We start from the raw sequence: 17,152 nt of genomic DNA on the forward strand, positions 1-17,152 counted from the left end.
ACCAAGGAAACACCGCCGGACACGCCGGGCGGAGATCTACCCGCGTCTGAAGCCTGCTGGTATGTCAGAACTGTATGTGCTTTGCCGCCTCGTTTCGAATGGGTTAACCCTGGTCGAGATGCGTGCTGGCGCAAGCCTGCTGATCATCTAACCGCGACCGAAACGAAACTGCGGGCGTGATTGCGCTGGATCAGCACGGCGACCTGTTTCCCTGCCTTTGCTTCCAGCGCGGCCACGTCCGCCTGCGTTTCGACCAGCGTGTCATTGAGCGACAGGACGATATCGCCAGGCTGGATGCCGGCGCTTGCCGCCGGCCCATCAACGCCGTCCACCATCAGACCAACGGCCAGGTCGCTCGCGCGCCGCTCGTCTTCAGTCAGCGGATGCATGCTCAAACCCAGGCGATCCCCTGAACCTGAGCCGCCTTCGACTGGTCGAGCTTTGGGGCTTTCCGCGGACGCGCCGACCATGACTGTGAGTGTCATCGGCCTTCGATTGCGGATCAGCTTGAGTGTGGTTTTCGTCCCGGGCGGCAAAGCGGCTGCATCCTCGCCGAGTTCGGTCGAGCGATCAATCGGCTTGTCGCCGATCCGGACGATCACGTCGCCTGGCTTGAGGCCGCTCGCGGCGGCCGTTGTGCCGGGCGCGACGGAATTGACCAGCGCACCTGCCGGTCGCGGCAGGCCAAAGGCCACGGCGAGTCCAGGGCCGACGTCCTGCACCTCCACGCCAAGACCGCCAGGAGAGGTCGCTTTCGCGGCTTGCACCTGCGATCGCACCTTGGCCGCCATGTTGATCGGAATGGCAAAGGCCAGGCTGGGGGACCTGTCCGAGTCCGCGTAAATCTGCACATCGATGCCGACCACCTCGCCGGCACGGTTAAACAGTGGGCCGCCCGAATTGTCCGGATTGGCAGCGATATCGGTTTGGAAAAAGGGAAAACTGCTCCCGTCCTGGAGCGTGCGAGACGTGGCACTGACAATGCCGGCTGCAACGGTATTCGCGAAGCTGTCGGGCGAGCCGATCGCCAGGACCGATTCGCCGACGCGCACCCGTGACGAGTCGCCAAGTTTGACGGTCGGAAGCTTCGTGGCATCGATCTGAATCAACGCGACATCGCTCTGGGCGTCGACCGCCAAGACCTTCGCCTTGAACTCGCGTCGATCGGTGAGTCTGACCGTCACTTCGTCGGCTTGATCCACCACGTGGGCGGTGGTCAGAATGAGGCCGTCGGGGCTGACGATAAAACCGGAGCCCATACCCGTCATGGCGCGTGCTGAACCGTCCTGAGACGCCTGCGATTTCGGCGTCACATGCTTGACGAAGGCAAGAATGGGATCGTCCGCATCGATTGCTGCGGGAGCGGGTATCGACGATGACTGCTCAGACGCCGTCGCGCTGATATTCACGACGGCGGGCCCATATCGCTCCACGATGGTAGGGAAGTCGACCGATGCTGAAGCGCTGGCCGGTGGAACCCGCTTCTCCTTGGCAGGCGGCGGAGCGACGGTCGCGGCATTCGCCGCCGGAGGCAGGCACAGATAGCCGGAGAGAAACGCCGCTATCAGGGCAGCTTGGAGCAACGTGCGCGCAAGAGTCGGGGCAAACACAGTGCACCTCCATGGCGGTGTGATGCCAGGGACAGGCGCGCGATCACAGGCCGGTCGATACATGAATGCATCGACCGTGCCGGTACGACAATACGCAGCCCTCCCCTACTATGATTTATAGCGGAGAGGCGGGGAAATTAAAGGGAGTGCTAATCCTGGGGTACGGTCACGGCCGGCACAGCGAGTCGCGGCAGCGCCGCGATCCAGCGTTTTGCGCGTGTCGGCTATCCAGTTCACGTGACGGATATCGGTGAGGCGGCGAGGTGCGCCGCCCGCGCCTTAGAACGTCTGCCGGATACCCACTCGAACGAGTGTTTGCACATTGTTCGCCGACGAAATTCCGTTCCCCACGTCGCCGACCGAGGCCGTCGCGTTGACCGTATTGCCGAATGCGTCGAGCGTCTTGCCGCTCGCCTTCTGGTAACCGACCAGTCCGTAAAGTGCCGTGCGCTTGGACAGGAAATAATACGAGGCGAGGTTGAACTGGTTGTACTTCGGCGCCGACTCGCCTTTGATAGAACTGCCCTGCGTGTAGTCGTAACCCGCGGCGATGCGCAGCGCCGACGTCGCCTGCCAGGACACCGTCGCGCCCGCCGAGTTGAACGTCTCTTTGCCGGAGAACAACGAGAAGCTGCCGGCCTGGTATTGCGTATTGCTGTACGACACACCGAGCGTCACCGAGCCGATCTGATACGTGCTTGCAGCGGCAATGATCTGCTGGTTCTTTGCCGACGCAAAGCCTTCGTTGATCGACGAAGCGAATGTGCCGTCATACGCGCTGGTCCAGGCGCCGCCATTGGCCCCGTAAGCGTTGGTCGCCTGCATGTAGGCCGCGCCGATGGCGAACGGACCGCGGGTATATTGGCCGCCCAAACTCCACGTGCTCTGATTCTTGACGCTGCCCGCCTGACCGCCGAAACCGTACAGTGCGCCGAACTGAAGCCCCGAAAATACCGGGCTCGTGTACTTGATCGAGTTGCTCTCGCGCGCCTGATTGTCGATGTTATCCAGATAGCCGGGGTGCGCGCCCATGCCCGTCAGAAAGGTCCCCGCGCTGATGCTGCCGACGAAGTCGACGATCGGATCGTACTGGCGACCCAGCGTGAGCTTGCCGAGTTTCGTGCTCGACAATCCCATCCATGCCTGACGACCGAACTCGCGGCCGCCCTGACCGAGCTGCCCCGTACCGATGTTAAAGCCGTTCTCCAACTGGAACACCGCCGACAGGCCGTCACCCAGGTCTTCGTTGCCCTTCAGCCCCCAGCGATCGCCTGACCAGGTGCCGCTCGCAAACCCATAGCTCGATCCGTTACTGTAGACGGCCGGCTTGCCTGCCGCGCCCTTGATCTGCAAGACGCGTTGGCCGCTCGTATAGCCAAGACCTGCGTCGACAATCCCGTACAGGGTCACGCTGCTCTGTGCGTGTGCGGTGAGCGACAGGCTGCTCATCGCGAGCAATGTCACGGCGGTTTTTTTCATCATGATAAGGATGCCTATTTATTAGAGAGAAGTGATTAAACTGATTTGAATACCTGTTACATCAGAGCCTCGGACGCGAGTCGGTGACTCGCGCCCGCATTCCGTTTCACTCTTTGGCTGTTTGCGTCTGTCTCGCGGTTACAAGCCAGTTCGCCACGCTGACGACGAGCGTATCAACATCGTCGAACACCTCGGCCCCCCGTACCAAAGGTGCACCTAGCAGCGTGAAGACGGGCTTGTTCCACTGCAGGCCAAGCGCCATCTCCGACAACGTGCCCAACCCGCCTCCTATCGCGATGAGGCAGAGCGAAGCGCGCGCAATCAACGCATTTCTTGTGATGCCCAATCCGGTTGGCAGCGCCACCGTAAGAAACGGGTTAGCCTCGTTCGCATCGTCCTCGGGCAGCAGGCCGATCACGATGCCGCCCGCGCGTTTTGCGCCGAACGCGGCCGCTTCCATCACCCCGCCTTTGCCGCCGCAGAGAATCGTCATGCCGGTGCCCGCTAACGCGTAGCTCAGGTTTCTCGCCGCCTGCAGTTGTTCCAGTGTGGCCTCCCTAGGACCGATCAATCCGACCGGCATCGCATGCCGCATTGGCCCCGTCTGGTGAACTGCCAATCTCTGCAGCGCCAGATACGCTGCGTTGGACCATTCAGTGTCGTCGTTGCCGTGCAAGGCATTCTCCTAGTGCCAGAACGCACGTACAGACCGCCATCAACACCAGCGAAAGCGCGGCTGCCTGCGGAAAATCCGTCTGTCCGTCTGAAAGTTTCAGGTACATCAGTAGCGGCACGATATTGATCTGCGTCCCGGCGAGCGCGAGTGCGGTACCGTAGGTTCCCAGTGCAATCGATGTGACGAGACACCAGGCCGCGGCGACCGATGGCCACAGTTCCCGCAACGCCACGTCAAAGAGCGCTCGCAGAGGTGACGCGCCCAGTGTCAGCGCGGCCTCGATCGGACGGCGGTCCAGGTTGGCAATCGCCGGATAGAGCATCAGCGCCACGCGTGGAATCAGGTAGTACGCGTAGGCCGCGACCAGACCCGCGGTCGTATAGATCAGCGCCCCGACCGTGGCCGGGTCGGCGCCGAGGCGGGCGAGGACGCTCGTCACGAAGCCGGCGCGGCCGAAGGCGAGAATGAACCCGTACGCAATCACCAGGCCGGAAAACGCCAACGGCACGCCGAGCAACGCGAGCAACCAGCCGCGCCGCTGCGGCGGCTGTCCGGCCAGCACCATCGCAAGCGGCAGCCCCACCGCCAGCGACACGGTGCCGGCGGCGAGCGCCAGCGCGAGCGAGTGACCGAGCGCACTGACCACCAGCGGATCATGAGCGAGGCGCACGAAGGCCTCGCCGTTCCCCTCAGCCGCCGAAACCAGCAATGCGCCGAGCGGCAGCGCAAAGAACAGGGCGAGAAGGAGGCCCGCCGGAACCGCGCCGAAACGCCGCGCGAGCCCTTCGTTCATCGAGGAAGTTCCCATCTGCCGCCCCTTATTTCGCGAGCGCTGCCTGCGCCCACAACTGGTCGACTTCCGCTTTCTTCGCCGCGGCCTTGACCACGTCGAGCGGATGCATCTGCGGCACGTCGGGCATCTTCGCGCGGATGTCCGCCGAGAGCTGCACGTCAGGCACCGCGGGACGCACGTAGCCTTGCGCGAACAGCGCCTGGCCGACGTCGCTCATAACCAGGTTCAACCACAGACGCGCCGCGTTCGGATTCGGGCCGTCCTTCACGAGGCTGATGGCGTACGGTGCGGACACCGTCGCTTCCTTCGGGATCACGACCTCGACGGCGTCGCCCATGCCGTCGGCGTACTTCGCCTTGAGGCCGTCGTTTTCGTAGCCGATCAGGATCGGAATCTCGCCCTTGACGAACTTCGCGTACGGAGTGGTGCCTTCGACGCGCATCACGTTGCCCGCTTCGCGCAACTTGCCGAAAAAGTCGGCACCCGGCTTCGGATTGTCGACGCTGCCGCCGAACGCATAAGCCGCAGCGAAGACCGCGACCTGTCCCTGTCCGGTCGAACGCGGATCCAGATAGACCACCGAGTTACGGTACTCGGGCTTGAGCAGATCGGCCCAACCCTGCGGGACGTCCTTGATCAGTTTCCGGTTGACCAGCAGGGCGATGTTCAGCGAATGGACCGTAAACCAGCGGCCGTCGCGCTCGCGAAACACCGGCGGCAGCTTGTCGAAATTGAGCGGCTTGAACGGCGCCACCACGTCCTTGTTGACGGCGTCCAGTGCGGAGGCTGCAAAGTAGTACGCAGTGTCGGCCTGCGGACGTCGGCGCGACTTGTCGAGCGCCACCACCGTCGCGGCCGAGCCGATATCGTTGTACGTAATCTCGACCTTCGGATAGCGCTTTCTGAACTCGGCGAACAGCGCCTTCCAGTTGGCCCATTCGGGACCGGTGTCGAACGACACGACGAGTCCTTCATCCGCGGCCTTCGCGTACAACGCGTCTTCTCCGGGGTAAAGCGGCGCGGCCGGCGCGGCATGTGCGCCAGACGCGGCGGTCAGTATCGACAATGCACAAACGACTCCGGCGATACGGCGGACTCGCGACAAAAGACTAAGCCCTGCAAACATTCTGGTTCTCCGTCAAACAAGGTGAATTAGCAAAATTGACCGGTCGGCGCGGGCAGCACGCGCAAGTGTTCGGGGTCGATGGCGATGGCGTGTTCGGCAAGACGGCGTCCTTCGCACAGAAGCGGTTTTTGCGTGGAATCCGGAACGAAGTCATAGCGGCACGTCGCCCCGAAGTAGCGCACCTCGGCGCGGCGACCGGCGAGCCGGTTAACCGCGTTCGCCGGCGGATCGGGCTGCACGTGCTCGGGACGAAGCAGGACCTCCACCTGATCGCCAGGGCGGAAAGCACGGGTATCGGCGGACAGCAGCGCAAAGGAAACGTCGACCGTGCCGTTCGCAATCACGCGCCCCGGCATCACGCTCGAATGACCGACGAAGCGCGCGACCTGGGTCGATACCGGCTGCTCGTAGAGACGTTCAGGCGTATCCACCTGCAAGACACGCCCGCCGTCGACCACGGCCACGCGGTCCGCAAGACTCAACGCTTCGTCCTGATCGTGCGTGACCAGCAGGGTAGTGGCGCCGCATGCGCGCTGCAGCGTGCGAATCTCGTCGCGTAGCTGCTGACGAATGCCTGCGTCGAGCGCGGCAAGCGGTTCGTCGAGCAGCAGCACCTTCGGCTCGAACGCCAGCGCGCGAGCCAGCGCGACGCGTTGCTGTTGCCCGCCCGACAGCAAGGTCGTACGCCGCCCGGCATGCTCGGCAAGACCGACCCGTTCGAGCATGTCGAGCGCGCGAGCCCGGCGTTTCGCGGCATCGATGCCGCGCATCCGCAGCCCGTAGGCCACGTTGTCCAGCACGTTCAGATGCGGAAAAAGTGCGTATTGTTGGAACACCATGCCGACCTCGCGGCGCCACACCGGAACACCCGCCACGTCGCGCCCGTCGATCGCGATCCGTCCTCGATAGCCGTCCAGCAGACCCGCAGTCAGCCGCAGGATCGTCGACTTGCCGGAACCGCTGCGGCCCATCACGGCGAGCAGTTCGCCCGGCGTGACCGACAGCGTGACGGCTTCGATACCGTGTTGCGCGCCGGGATAAGTAAAGCTCACGTTGTCGAACTGGAGGCTCATCGTTTTACTTCAGTCGTTGAACAGTGTTGATCGATACCAGGGTCGCGATCACCGCGAGGCAAAGCAGCACCACGGTGGCGGCACACGCCATGCCGGTCGCGCCGTAAAACGCCTGCAACAGCACGACCGGATAGTTCCGGTAGCGAAAGCCGGCGATCAGGTTGGACACCTGAAATTCCCCGATCGACAGTGCGGCCACCATGACGAGTCCCGAGAACAGGCTCTGCCGGAGGTTGGGCAAAACGATCGTGAAGAACTGCCGAAGCGGCGTGGCGCCAAGCGTCGCAGCACACGCTTCGAGGCGCGCGATGCCGAGGTGGCGCAAGTCGCTAAGCAGCGTTTGCGTGAGGTAGGGCAAGGTCAGCACCGTATGGGCGGCAATCAGCAACGGCAACGATCCGAGCCAGGGCAGCGTGTCGCCGCTGAAGATGGCGATGTAACCGAAACCCAGCGTGAGCGCGGGCACCCCGACCGGCAGCAACGCGACCAGCCGCGCGGTCATGCCGCGCCCGGAGAGCGAGCGGTAGTGCAGCGCATACGCGAGCGGCAAACCGATCACGGCAGCCGCGCAGCAACACGCCAATGCGACCATCAGGCTCACGCCGAAAGCGCGCCGGAAACTCGTGTTGACGGCGAGGTCGGCGAACCAGTGTCCGGTGACGCCGGTCGGCAGCAAGGTGTTGGTCCACGTTTCACCGAACGCGCCGATCAGCAGCAGAGCGATCGGCAGCAGCATGTAGATCGCGAAGAGCACCACCACGGCATGAAGCGCGACGCGCTGGATCGACGCAAAGCCCCCGCTGCTGTGACGAGCGGGAACATGGGGCTGGATGACCGGTGCGGCAGGCGTTTGCATGCAAGCTTTCCTCGTGAAACGGACTGAAATCTGCGCGCCCTGACTGGACTGGGGCGCAAGATTTCGATTTGCTTGCAAGTGTGCGGATGCGACATGGCGTCGTCATGAAAGAAACGTACAAAACACGCATTGCGCTGTGCGCATCCGGAATACTTCGACGCCAGACCAATGAAACACCTTTACCCGAACGTCACCGAATTACTCGCCTTCACAAGCTCCGCCAAACATCTGAACTTCTCCAGGGCGGCGCGTGAACTGGGACTGACGCCCAGCGCGGTCAGCCGGCAGATCGCCAGCCTTGAAGATTCATTCGGCGTGCAGTTATTCATTCGGGACGGCCGCAACCTTGCGCTCACCCGGGCGGGCAGCCTTTACCTCGCGCGCGTGGCCACCCCGTTGCGCGACCTGGGCAACGCGTCGCTCGAGCTCATGAGCGCCGCCGGGCAGAGCGACGTGCTGACGATCGCGAGCGTGCCGACATTCACGACCAAATGGCTGATTCCCCGCCTACCGGAATTCCTGTCAAGCACCCCGGGACTCACGATCAGCTTCAGCCGGCACCTCGCGCACGGCGATCCGTTTCCGCTGGATCTGGACGCGGCTATCCGCTATGGCGATGGAAGTTGGGAGGGCGTCCAATGCGATTACATCGACGGGCGTACTTTTCTGCTGGTCTGCGCGCCCGAATGTCAGCAAAGGTATGCGTTACGACGGTTGCAGGATGCCGCGCGTGTGCCCCGGCTATTGCACAGCCAGGCTGAACAGGTATGGAGTCAATGGGCCGAGTTCTACGATGTCCGCGATATGCATGTGCTTGCAGGCCCGCGTTTCGAGCAATACTCCGTGCTGATCCAGGCAGCTCAGGCCGGTTTGGGACTGGCGCTCATCCCAGCCTTTCTCGTGCGCGACAACCTCGCGGCCGGCACCCTCGTTGAGCCGCTGACGGCTCCGATCGACGTCGATCATGGACACTATCTCTGCTATTTCCCGGGGCGCATCGAAACACAACCGGGGTTGAAGCGTTTCCGGGAATGGATGTTGTCCAAGGTCTGAGACTCAATGCGCCAGAACACGCGTTGTCGGCCTCAGCGGGCGCCAGTGCGCCGCTTTGCGGGTGCCCGCGTTGAGCCTAAACTACCCGCATCCCGTCGGCCCTCCCGGAACTCATGCCCCTTCGCGAAGACCATCACGCCCAGCCGCTTGCCTCGTCCCCCACACCGGTCGGCGCGGACGCGTTGCAAGACCCGGCCCTGCTGCGCCGACTGCTACGCGCCAAAGACCGCATGGACGCCGCCTCGCACGAAGCCTGGCCCGTCAAGCGCCTCGCCGAGGTCAGCGGCGTCTCTGAAGCCCATTTCGCACGTTCCTTCAAGCGGGCCTTCGGCCTCCCACCGCACCGCTACCTGCTGACACGGCGCATCGAACAGGCCACCACCCTCCTGCGCGACACCGAGCTCAGCATCACGGAAATTGCCTTCGCCACCGGCTGGGAGAGCCTGGGCACCTTCGGCCGCATCTTCCGCGACATCACCGGCCAAAGCCCCAGCGCCCTGCGCCTCGAGGCTCAGGCCAACATGCCTCAACTCGACCGTGTGCCCGCCTGCGTCCTCAAGGCCGCGCAGCGACCCGACCTCAACATCGCAGTTTTGGAGAAGCGCCGCCGCGTGGCCAAAGATACATTCTGACCATCAACCAGGGAGGTGCCATGAACCAAGGTGTAAATGTTGTGGGCTTGTACGTCGATAACCAGGACGAAGCGCTCACGTTCTACGTCGACAAGCTCGGATTCCGCGTCCACACGGACGTGCGCAACGGTCCCTACCGCTGGCTCACGGTCCAGCATCCGGATCAGCCCTCGTTCCAGCTCGGCCTGTTCACACCGGGGCCACCCATCCACGACGACGCCACTGCGCAAACCTTGCGCGCCATGGTCGCCAAGGGGGCCATGCCGCCCCTGGTTCTCTCTGTGACCGACTGCCGCGCCAGCTACGCCAAGCTGAAAGCCCGCGGCGTGGAATTCACCCAGGAGCCGGTAGACCGCTTCGGCAGCGTCGATGCCGGATTCCGCGACCCCGCCGGCAACGGCTGGAAGATGATCCAGGCCCCGAGGAGCGCGACATGAATACCAGCAGCTGGATTCGTCGGTCTCACCGGTGGGTATCCATCGCCTTCACGCTGACGGTTATCGCCAACTTTGTCGCTATGGCCCAGGGTAACGGCGTCCCGCCACCCTGGATCACTTACGCGCCGCTGGTGCCGCTGGCCCTTCTGTTGTTCTCGGGGCTCTACCTGTTTGCGCTGCCCTACTTCGGCCGCTACAGCAGCCGTCATAGCTCACAGCGTTCTGTCGGCGACCAGGAGGCGCCGCTCGCATGAACAACGCCCCTATCGTGCGAGCTGAGCCTGCCTGGGCGTTGGTGACAGTCTAGCGGGTCGAGAACACTGAGATGCCGCCGTTGGGGAATCCTGCCGCGCCGGCCTGGAACGGCACATACACTTGCCCAAGCGAACTGTCGATGGCGACCGAATGCGCGCCTGTGCCCACGGGAATCTTAAATAGCAACTGCCGTGACGCGCCATCGATTACCCCCATCTGCGGGCTAAACCCTGAGGCGGCAGCAGTACCGCTGGTGACATAGTGCCGGGCCGGCAGGAAATAGCGATTGGAGGCCGGATCGTAATTGACCTGGTCCACCCCGCCAAATGGCAGGCTGGCTTGAATTGCGCCACTTGTACGATCGAGGATCAGCGTGATGAGGGGATTGCCGGCGGGTGGATCGCATCCAATGAGCACGTCGTTATTCGGACCGAGCACGATGCCCGTCGGTCCGCATTTCCCTAATGGAAACGACTTGCTGACAGCAGGACTTCCCGCCGCCGCGGAGCTGGCAGTGATGACATCGAGTTCGCCATCGGGATTGGCAGCGGTCCCGTCGTTGTTGATCAAAAAGCTTTTCGAGGCTGGATCATATGTGCATGCTTCCAGCCCCGACGAACCGTTGAAAGGAAGCTTTACCAGCACCGTTTGTGTCAGCGTGGAAATGAACGTGACGAACGGCGGCGAGTCTCCAGGGCTCGCGTACATCACGAGATGATCGTCAGGATCGTAGCAACCCTCATCGACGCGCTGTCCGGAATTACTGATGGTGATGGTGTTGACCGTCTTTTGCGCAGCCGTATCGATCACCTTGACCGAGTCGACGTCGCCGGCATAGATCGTGTTCGTGCCGGTGATACCTACAATACCGTCGGGACCGGACTCGTTTGTCGTGGCGCCGGCACCGATGAATGGACCCGGAATCTGGGCGATCAACGTGTTCGATTTGGTGTCTACGACATCGACTGCTTTGTTGTTGCGGTCGGTGAGAAAGTACTTGCCGGCCTCGACGTAGCCGATGTCGAAACTGAATGGCGGGCTCGAAGCATTGGGCACGGCGATGTTCGTCAGTAGCTTTGGCGATGTCGGTGTGCTGATGTTGTCTCCACCTCCACAGCCGGCCAATGCGGCCGCAGCGAGTAATATCCAGGCCATCCGGCGCTTTTCCATCGATTCGTCTCCTTTCCATTTATGGGCTTGACCGCTGGTCCACGGATTGGCCTGAGTATTTGAATTTCCCGCCGCTCTCGATCGACGAGCCATTTCTTAAGGAATCTTAAGAAATGGCTATCTGTACAGATAGCCCTATTCCCCATCGATGCGGCTGTATGGCTCACACAATGGCGGCGCGGCGGAAAATCGGAAAGTAAAACTTATTTATGGTCTGTATTCAGTGAACGCCATACCTGTAATGGATCTGAAACATTCAGTGGCGTTCGCTCATCTCGCCGATATCCGTGTTTTCAGACGGCCGTTCACCCAATACGCCGAAAGAAGTAACCAACGATGGCTTGTGAGACCCGCGAGCTTCAGTGACCGAAATAGATCGAGTGAGTAGTTGCGGTTGCCGTCGGCGCACCCGCCTGCGATGAGCCATCCGACGTTCCGCCTACATCCGTGCTCCCCTGCGCCGCAACATTCTGCGCGTGGACACGCGCCTCTGCTGCCTGGATATCGTCTGGGTAGTGCACATCTTTGGCGGCCGGCCGGTACCCGGCCTGTTCTAGTCGAATCAGATCCGCGCGTACTTCCGCCCGCGTCAGCGGAGCCGCAGCCTCCTGCGCGAAAGAGGCAACTGGAGCGGCGAATACGCCGGCAATCAACGCTGCATAGATAAGGGTCTTCATGATGAAATATCTCCCGAACTTAAGTTTGGTCAGCTTCACGCCACTATGACTGAAGCCTCCGATCTCACCACCTCGTGGAAGCGGGAGTGAGTGTTCCTTATTCTGTACGGCGAAGATGGATGCACGCTGACGCTCACATTACAGTGATGTCATATTCGCTTCAGCAGCCCCCCGTTTCTTGCTGCAAGAGTGAAGATCAAGGGGTTATCCTTCGACACTCACGGCGATACAGGCACGTCGATCGTTGACAGTTATTCGCCTGGCATTTTTTGAGCACGAACTTTGCACTTGCCACAACTACTCCGTTGTTTCACGCGGGAAATATAGCCATGGATTATTTTGCCGCGGTACGGGCCTTCATTAACGCTGCAGAACTGCAGAGCTTCAGTAAGACGGCCCATGAAATGGCAGTCAAGACCTCGACCATCTCGCGCTACGTAAGCGAGCTCGAAAAGGATCTGGGCATTGCCCTGTTCAACCGGTCGACGCGAGGGCTAGTCCTGACAGAGGGCGGCAGACTGTTTCGCGAACACGCCATGATTGCCCTGCAGGCGCTCGACGACGCACGCCAGGTCACGTCATCGCTGAATCTCACACCGCAGGGCGTGCTGCGCGTCACGATGCCGTCGGCATTCGGGCGCCGGCATATCGTGCCGCATCTGCCGGCGTTCATGACGCGCTACCCCGACATCGGCCTCGATATCGTGTCGACCGATGAAACGCTCAACATGATCGAAGCCGGCATTGACGTGGCAATCCGTATCGGCGTGTTGCCCGACTCTTCGTTAATGGCCAAACGCATTGCGCCGCATCGTCGTATCGTCTGCGGCAGCCCGGCATATTTCCAACGCAGCGGGATACCTCGTATCCCTGAAGATCTGGCCGCGCACGATACGCTTCGCTTGTCCCTGCTGCCGGACGACAAATGGTCTTTCACGCGCGTCGCGGATGCACAGGCGTCGCCGGAACAGGTGCTGGTGGAATTGCAAGGGCGCTTGCGCGCAGACGACTCCGAAGCCGTGTTGGAACTCGCTGTGGCCGGCTGCGGCCTGGCTCTTCTGCCGACGTGGCTCGCGTCTACGGCCTTGCGCGAAGGGCACCTTCAGCACGTGCTGCCTGAATGGGAGGCGCGCACGGGGCGGGCCGAACCAGCGGTCTGGGCGGTCTACCCGCCGAAGAAAATCGTCTCGTCGAAGGTGCGCGCGTTCGTGGATTTCTACGCCGAGATGTTTGGCGAGCCGCCGTACTGGGACGACGGACCCGCATTGGCGCTTAAGCCTTAACGGGCGAAGCGGATGTCGAGCGTGCGCAGCCAGGTCTGCAAGCCGGCATCCTGGATCGGGATCACATAAGCGTTTTCGTTCGTTTCATTGAAATGCGCATGCCAGTATCCCGGCGGCGTAACAAACGCCATCCCGGCTTCCCAATCGACGCGTATCGGATTCGCGATATTGCCGCTCTCATCCAGTTCGGTACCGACCAACGTATAGACGCCTGGCTTGCCCCCGGCGATAAAGTCGAGTGCAATCGACTGGTGACGGTGCGGCTTCTGAATTGAGTTGGGCGGCACAATGCCGAACATGGCCCACAACACATGCGTGACCGTTCGCGTCTGCGGGAAGTTAGCGTTGCCCATCAGCACGCTGATGCGGTTGCGGCGGCCTGCATTGGCTTCTTCCGAGACCTTGCGCAATTCCGCCTGCGCCTGGGCGGCCGGATAGAGCGTCGCCGCAAAACGCGCGCGGACGCCGGTCGTGCCGAGATACGTGAGCAGCGGCGCATCGTTGACGTAATAGAGCGTGGCCGTCGCGTCGGCGGACAGCACCCCGGCATCGCCGCCCGGCAGCGTGAAGAAATCGCCCTGCGCGAATGGGAAGCGGGTTTCGGCCTGCGTCACGTTGCCGGTCCCACTAATGACGTAGCAGACCTGCGAGGTCGCGTTCGGGGCAAGCGTCAACGCGTCGCCTGCGTTGATGCGCAGGAAATTGGCGCTCAAGCCGGGACCGGTCGCGGGGCCGGGGCAACCCAACTCCGCGGAGAGGTCGAGCGGCACGACCCGGGTCGCGCCATCCGCGTACAACGAAGGCGGGAAATTGCGGAAAGGCACGCGCGAGATGAGCTTCGCGCCGATCGGATTGGCGGACGACGTGTACTCGAAGTATTGCGCGTCCAGGGTCGCAGTAGCGGGTTCGGCGAGAAGCGCCGGGGACGTCCTGGTCAACATGGTCTGCTCCTTTGGGTTAGGCGGGCTTCGTCCGGGTCCCCTCATGAAGTTGGGGTTAGCGTCCGAAAGCTGACCTGACTATAGGTGCGGGCCGCTGGCCTCAGAAGTGCCGGAAATCGAAATCACTTTTGCGCAAAGGGGTATACCGTGCCGGGCCGCATTTGAAAGCGCGCGTGGATCACGCCCAACTCGAATGCTCACGCACGTAGCAGTCCGGTGTCAGTTTGTCGTTGCCCGCATTGCCCGATATTCGCGTCGAACGATATCCATCAGTTCCTCGACGGACGTGCTGGCTGCTTCTCGCTGGTAAGTGACACGTCCGCGCTGCATCAGCATCACGCGGTCCGCGATATCGAGCGTCTGAGCGTAGTTATGCATGATCATGACGATGGACAGACCACCTTTATTCTTGAGTCGAAGGATCAGATCGATGATCAGTCCGGCCTCGCGGGCACCCATTGCGGCGAGCGGCTCGTCAAGCAGCAATATCCTGGCATTTGAATTGACCGCGCGAGCGACTGCGATTGCCTGTCGCTGCCCGCCGGAAAGTTGTTCGACCGGCAGATCGACCGAAGGCACGTGCACGCCGATCTCCTCAAGACACTCCGCGGCACGAATACGCATGGCGCGATTGTTCAAGAGGCGAAACGGGCCTCGACGTATGATTTCCCGATTCAGGAACATGTTGTGATAGATGCTCAGCGAATTGGCGAGCGCCAGATCCTGGTAGACGCATTCAATGCCGAGTGAACGGGCGTGATCGACCGAGCGAAGCATGGTTTCCTCGCCACCTACAAAAAGCTTGCCGCTGGTCTGCTGATGAAACCCGGTCAGAATCTTGATCAACGTCGATTTGCCCGCGCCATTGTCGCCGAGCACGCCAAGGATCTCGCCTTGCCTTAGCGTCAGCGACACGCCATCGAGCGCGGTAACCGCACCGAAGCGCTTGACAATATCTTCGCCGCGCAGCGCCTCCAGCACCTCGGACATCACAACTCCCCTTTGCGCGCGAGACGAACCACGTGGATGTTGAAGATCATAGCCCCGAGGATCGCCGCGCCGAGAATCATGTTGAAGGTGAAAGCGTTGATGCCGATCAGCGTGAAACCGTCGTTGAGAATGCCAAGCACCGCCGCACCGATCAACCCACCGATGATCGTGCCCGATCCGCCGGCGAGCGGCGTGCCGCCAATCACGGCTGCGGCAACGGCAAGAAACATGATCTGATTCCCGCCCGCTTGCGGATCGATCGACGTGATCCGAAAACCCTCCAGAATCCCGGTCAAGCCGGCTAGTAGCGCGGCAAGAATAAAGTTGCCGAGCTTCAGCCGTCTGACCTGTATCCCTGCTTCGCTCGCGCCCAGCGGATTCGCTCCCGACGCGATCGTATGCAAACCCCAGCGCGTATGGCGAAGCAGCACGTGCATGACCGCGGCAATGGCCAGCGTCCAGATGATCTCGCTGTATCCCCATCCTCCCATGACCGCCGCGAATACGGAATCCTCCGGTGGCGAAACCGGCGTGCCTCGCGAGATCGTCAGCGTGAGGCCGTTTACGAAGAACAACGTACCGAGCGTCGTCACAAAGGATGGGATGCGCAGGTAGACCGTCACGGCGCCGTTAATGAGCCCGACGAGGCCTGCCGCAATAACGCCGGTAAACATCGCAAGCCATGCGGGCAGGCCGGCCTCGAGGGAAAAATGCATGATGAAAGGCGCAAACGCAAAAACCATCCCGGCGGAAAGATCGATCTCTCCCCCGATCATCAGCATGATTTCACCAAAGGCAATGATCGCCACCGGGGCGATGAACTGCGAGAGATTCTGCAGACTCGCGCCGGTCAGCAAGAAGTCGTGGTTGACCGTCTCGAAGTAGATGCAAAGAATGAGTGCGACGGCAAGGATGCGAATCTCACTGGAACGCCCGAGCGCGCTTGACCAGCGCCTCGGACGTGCAGCGGGTTGTGGGGCGTCCGGCACGGCAGAGGTCACCCTTTGATCGCGCCTGTGCGTGGCACGATCTGGGCTTTCGTGCTTTTGCCTTCATAGCGCGTCGAGGTGTTCAGGTAAGGATCGACGGTGCCCTTGGTGACGAATTTCAGACCCGTGTTGATATTGGCCGGCCCAACGAGGCCGCCGGATGAAAGAAAGATGAAGGCCTCCAGCACCGTATAAAAACCCTGTACATAAGGTTGCTGGTCGATCGTGAAGTCCAGGAAACCTTCGTGGATCAGATCGACCGTGCGCGGCAACAGATCAAAGCCGCCGCCGTGCACACCTTTGGCGGGCAGGTTGGATTCTTTCATCACCTCGGCAACGCCCTGGGTGCTGCCCGCATCGACGGCAAACATGCCTTTGAGATCCTGGTGGCCGAGAAAGAAGGACTTGATCTTCGAGAGTTCTTCGTTGACGGTCGCGCCGGTTGCGATGGTCTGCACGTCGATCTTCTTGCCCGATTTCTTGATTGCGGCCGCTGCGCCGTCAAGCCGGGGCTGAATGTTGAGCTGGCCTGGCGTGGCGATAAAGAGCGCGACGAGACCGCTGTCGATCAGGCTGACGATTCGCTCACCCATCTGGTAGCCGGACAGATAAAGATCCTGGCCGATATAGGCAAGGCGCGGATTCGTCGAACCCGAGGGCGCATCGGCGTTATAGGCGAACACGGGGATGCCGGCGTCGAGCGCGGCCTGGATCGGCTTGTCGAACGCCTTGGGATCGACGATCGGCACCGCAATTGCGTCAGCTTTCCCGGCAATCGCCGCGTTGACCGCATTCACCATTTCGCCGATGTCGGCATTGGCCGACCCGGTCCATTGATAGTCCATGCCCAGCAACGCGGTCGCATCCTGAATGCCGTATTGCGTGGGAACGAAAAACGGATTCGTTGTGACGTGGTTGACGAATACGATCTTCCACCGTTTGTGCGCCGGGAACGATCCGGCTTCCGCCGCCTGCGCCGGCGTGATCATTCCACCCATTAGCGCCAGTGCTGCGGACAGGCCCGCGCCCTGCAGCAAGCCGCGACGCATGCCTTGCACTTCGTCCTTTTCTTCCTTACCTTCCTTCGCTTGCGCCATCTCAGTCTCCCGTCT

18 protein-coding genes are annotated in these 17,152 nt (G+C 61.7%); 5 read left to right on the forward strand and 13 right to left on the reverse strand.

The genetic code is table 11. The features are described 5' to 3' along the window. Positions 1-143: 143 nt before the first annotated feature. From FSO04_RS00410 to FSO04_RS00440, 7 genes are all read right to left on the reverse strand, one after another. Positions 144-1,610 (reverse strand): trypsin-like peptidase domain-containing protein, encoded by a 1,467-nt coding sequence (locus FSO04_RS00410; protein ID WP_168435510.1) that lies wholly within the window; start codon positions 1,608-1,610, stop codon positions 144-146. Positions 1,611-1,889: 279 nt separating this feature from the next. Next, positions 1,890-3,089: a porin gene (locus FSO04_RS00415; RefSeq protein ID WP_154558015.1), complete on the reverse strand. Its 1,200-nt coding sequence runs from the start codon at positions 3,087-3,089 to the stop codon at positions 1,890-1,892. Positions 3,090-3,195: 106 nt separating this feature from the next. Next, entirely contained in the window at positions 3,196-3,684 is a 489-nt protein-coding gene (locus tag FSO04_RS00420) for a TIGR00725 family protein (RefSeq protein WP_154558016.1), read from the reverse strand. Between the two features lie 58 nt (positions 3,685-3,742). Beyond that, positions 3,743-4,573: an ABC transporter permease gene (locus tag FSO04_RS00425; protein ID WP_166618130.1), complete on the reverse strand. Its 831-nt coding sequence runs from the start codon at positions 4,571-4,573 to the stop codon at positions 3,743-3,745. Between the two features lie 10 nt (positions 4,574-4,583). Then, positions 4,584-5,684, reverse strand: a complete 1,101-nt coding sequence (locus FSO04_RS00430; RefSeq protein ID WP_154557859.1) for an extracellular solute-binding protein — start codon at positions 5,682-5,684, stop codon at positions 4,584-4,586. A gap of 26 nt (positions 5,685-5,710) precedes the next feature. Further along, the gene (locus FSO04_RS00435; RefSeq protein WP_154557860.1) at positions 5,711-6,757 is read right to left on the reverse strand and encodes an ABC transporter ATP-binding protein; all 1,047 of its coding nucleotides are present in this window, start codon (positions 6,755-6,757) and stop codon (positions 5,711-5,713) included. A gap of 4 nt (positions 6,758-6,761) precedes the next feature. Further along, a complete protein-coding gene (locus FSO04_RS00440) occupies positions 6,762-7,493 on the reverse strand; it encodes an ABC transporter permease (protein ID WP_233464704.1) in 732 nt (243 codons plus the stop codon). 288 nt (positions 7,494-7,781) lie between these two features. Between FSO04_RS00440 and FSO04_RS00445 the strand changes: the two genes are divergently transcribed. The 4 genes from FSO04_RS00445 to FSO04_RS00460 all read left to right on the forward strand — a co-directional run bounded on the left by FSO04_RS00445 (position 7,782) and on the right by FSO04_RS00460 (position 9,989). Continuing rightward, positions 7,782-8,666, forward strand: a complete 885-nt coding sequence (locus tag FSO04_RS00445; protein WP_154558018.1) for a LysR substrate-binding domain-containing protein — start codon at positions 7,782-7,784, stop codon at positions 8,664-8,666. A gap of 113 nt (positions 8,667-8,779) precedes the next feature. After that, positions 8,780-9,298: a helix-turn-helix transcriptional regulator gene (locus tag FSO04_RS00450; RefSeq protein ID WP_154557862.1), complete on the forward strand. Its 519-nt coding sequence runs from the start codon at positions 8,780-8,782 to the stop codon at positions 9,296-9,298. 20 nt (positions 9,299-9,318) lie between these two features. Next, complete coding sequence (locus FSO04_RS00455; RefSeq protein WP_154557863.1) at positions 9,319-9,735, forward strand: VOC family protein; 417 nt, start codon at positions 9,319-9,321, stop codon at positions 9,733-9,735. Then, the gene (locus FSO04_RS00460) at positions 9,732-9,989 is read left to right on the forward strand and encodes a hypothetical protein (protein ID WP_154557864.1); all 258 of its coding nucleotides are present in this window, start codon (positions 9,732-9,734) and stop codon (positions 9,987-9,989) included. The genes FSO04_RS00455 and FSO04_RS00460 overlap by 4 nt, the downstream gene beginning before the upstream one ends. A gap of 49 nt (positions 9,990-10,038) precedes the next feature. Here FSO04_RS00460 and FSO04_RS00465 read toward each other — a convergent pair whose 3' ends face one another. Together FSO04_RS00465 and FSO04_RS00470 are read right to left on the reverse strand one after the other, a co-directional pair. Then, the gene (locus tag FSO04_RS00465; RefSeq protein WP_154557865.1) at positions 10,039-11,160 is read right to left on the reverse strand and encodes a YncE family protein; all 1,122 of its coding nucleotides are present in this window, start codon (positions 11,158-11,160) and stop codon (positions 10,039-10,041) included. Positions 11,161-11,519: 359 nt separating this feature from the next. Beyond that, entirely contained in the window at positions 11,520-11,837 is a 318-nt protein-coding gene (locus FSO04_RS00470; RefSeq protein WP_154557866.1) for a DUF4148 domain-containing protein, read from the reverse strand. Between the two features lie 329 nt (positions 11,838-12,166). Between FSO04_RS00470 and FSO04_RS00475 the strand changes: the two genes are divergently transcribed. Further along, positions 12,167-13,120: a LysR family transcriptional regulator gene (locus FSO04_RS00475; RefSeq protein ID WP_154557867.1), complete on the forward strand. Its 954-nt coding sequence runs from the start codon at positions 12,167-12,169 to the stop codon at positions 13,118-13,120. Here FSO04_RS00475 and FSO04_RS00480 read toward each other — a convergent pair. From FSO04_RS00480 to FSO04_RS00495, 4 genes are all read right to left on the reverse strand, one after another. Continuing rightward, the gene (locus tag FSO04_RS00480; RefSeq protein ID WP_154557868.1) at positions 13,117-14,061 is read right to left on the reverse strand and encodes a cupin domain-containing protein; all 945 of its coding nucleotides are present in this window, start codon (positions 14,059-14,061) and stop codon (positions 13,117-13,119) included. The two genes, FSO04_RS00475 and FSO04_RS00480, sit on opposite strands and share 4 nt — an antisense overlap. 219 nt (positions 14,062-14,280) lie before the next feature. Continuing rightward, positions 14,281-15,051, reverse strand: a complete 771-nt coding sequence (locus FSO04_RS00485) for an ATP-binding cassette domain-containing protein (protein WP_154557869.1) — start codon at positions 15,049-15,051, stop codon at positions 14,281-14,283. Then, entirely contained in the window at positions 15,051-16,040 is a 990-nt protein-coding gene (locus FSO04_RS00490; protein ID WP_233464705.1) for an ABC transporter permease, read from the reverse strand. The genes FSO04_RS00485 and FSO04_RS00490 overlap by 1 nt, the downstream gene beginning before the upstream one ends. Positions 16,041-16,048: 8 nt before the next feature. After that, complete coding sequence (locus tag FSO04_RS00495; RefSeq protein WP_154557870.1) at positions 16,049-17,137, reverse strand: sugar ABC transporter substrate-binding protein; 1,089 nt, start codon at positions 17,135-17,137, stop codon at positions 16,049-16,051. Between the last annotated feature and the right edge of the window lie 15 nt (positions 17,138-17,152).

It is taken from the genome of Paraburkholderia madseniana, from assembly GCF_009690905.1.
In the GTDB taxonomy this organism is placed as follows: Bacteria; Pseudomonadota; Gammaproteobacteria; order Burkholderiales; family Burkholderiaceae; genus Paraburkholderia; species Paraburkholderia madseniana.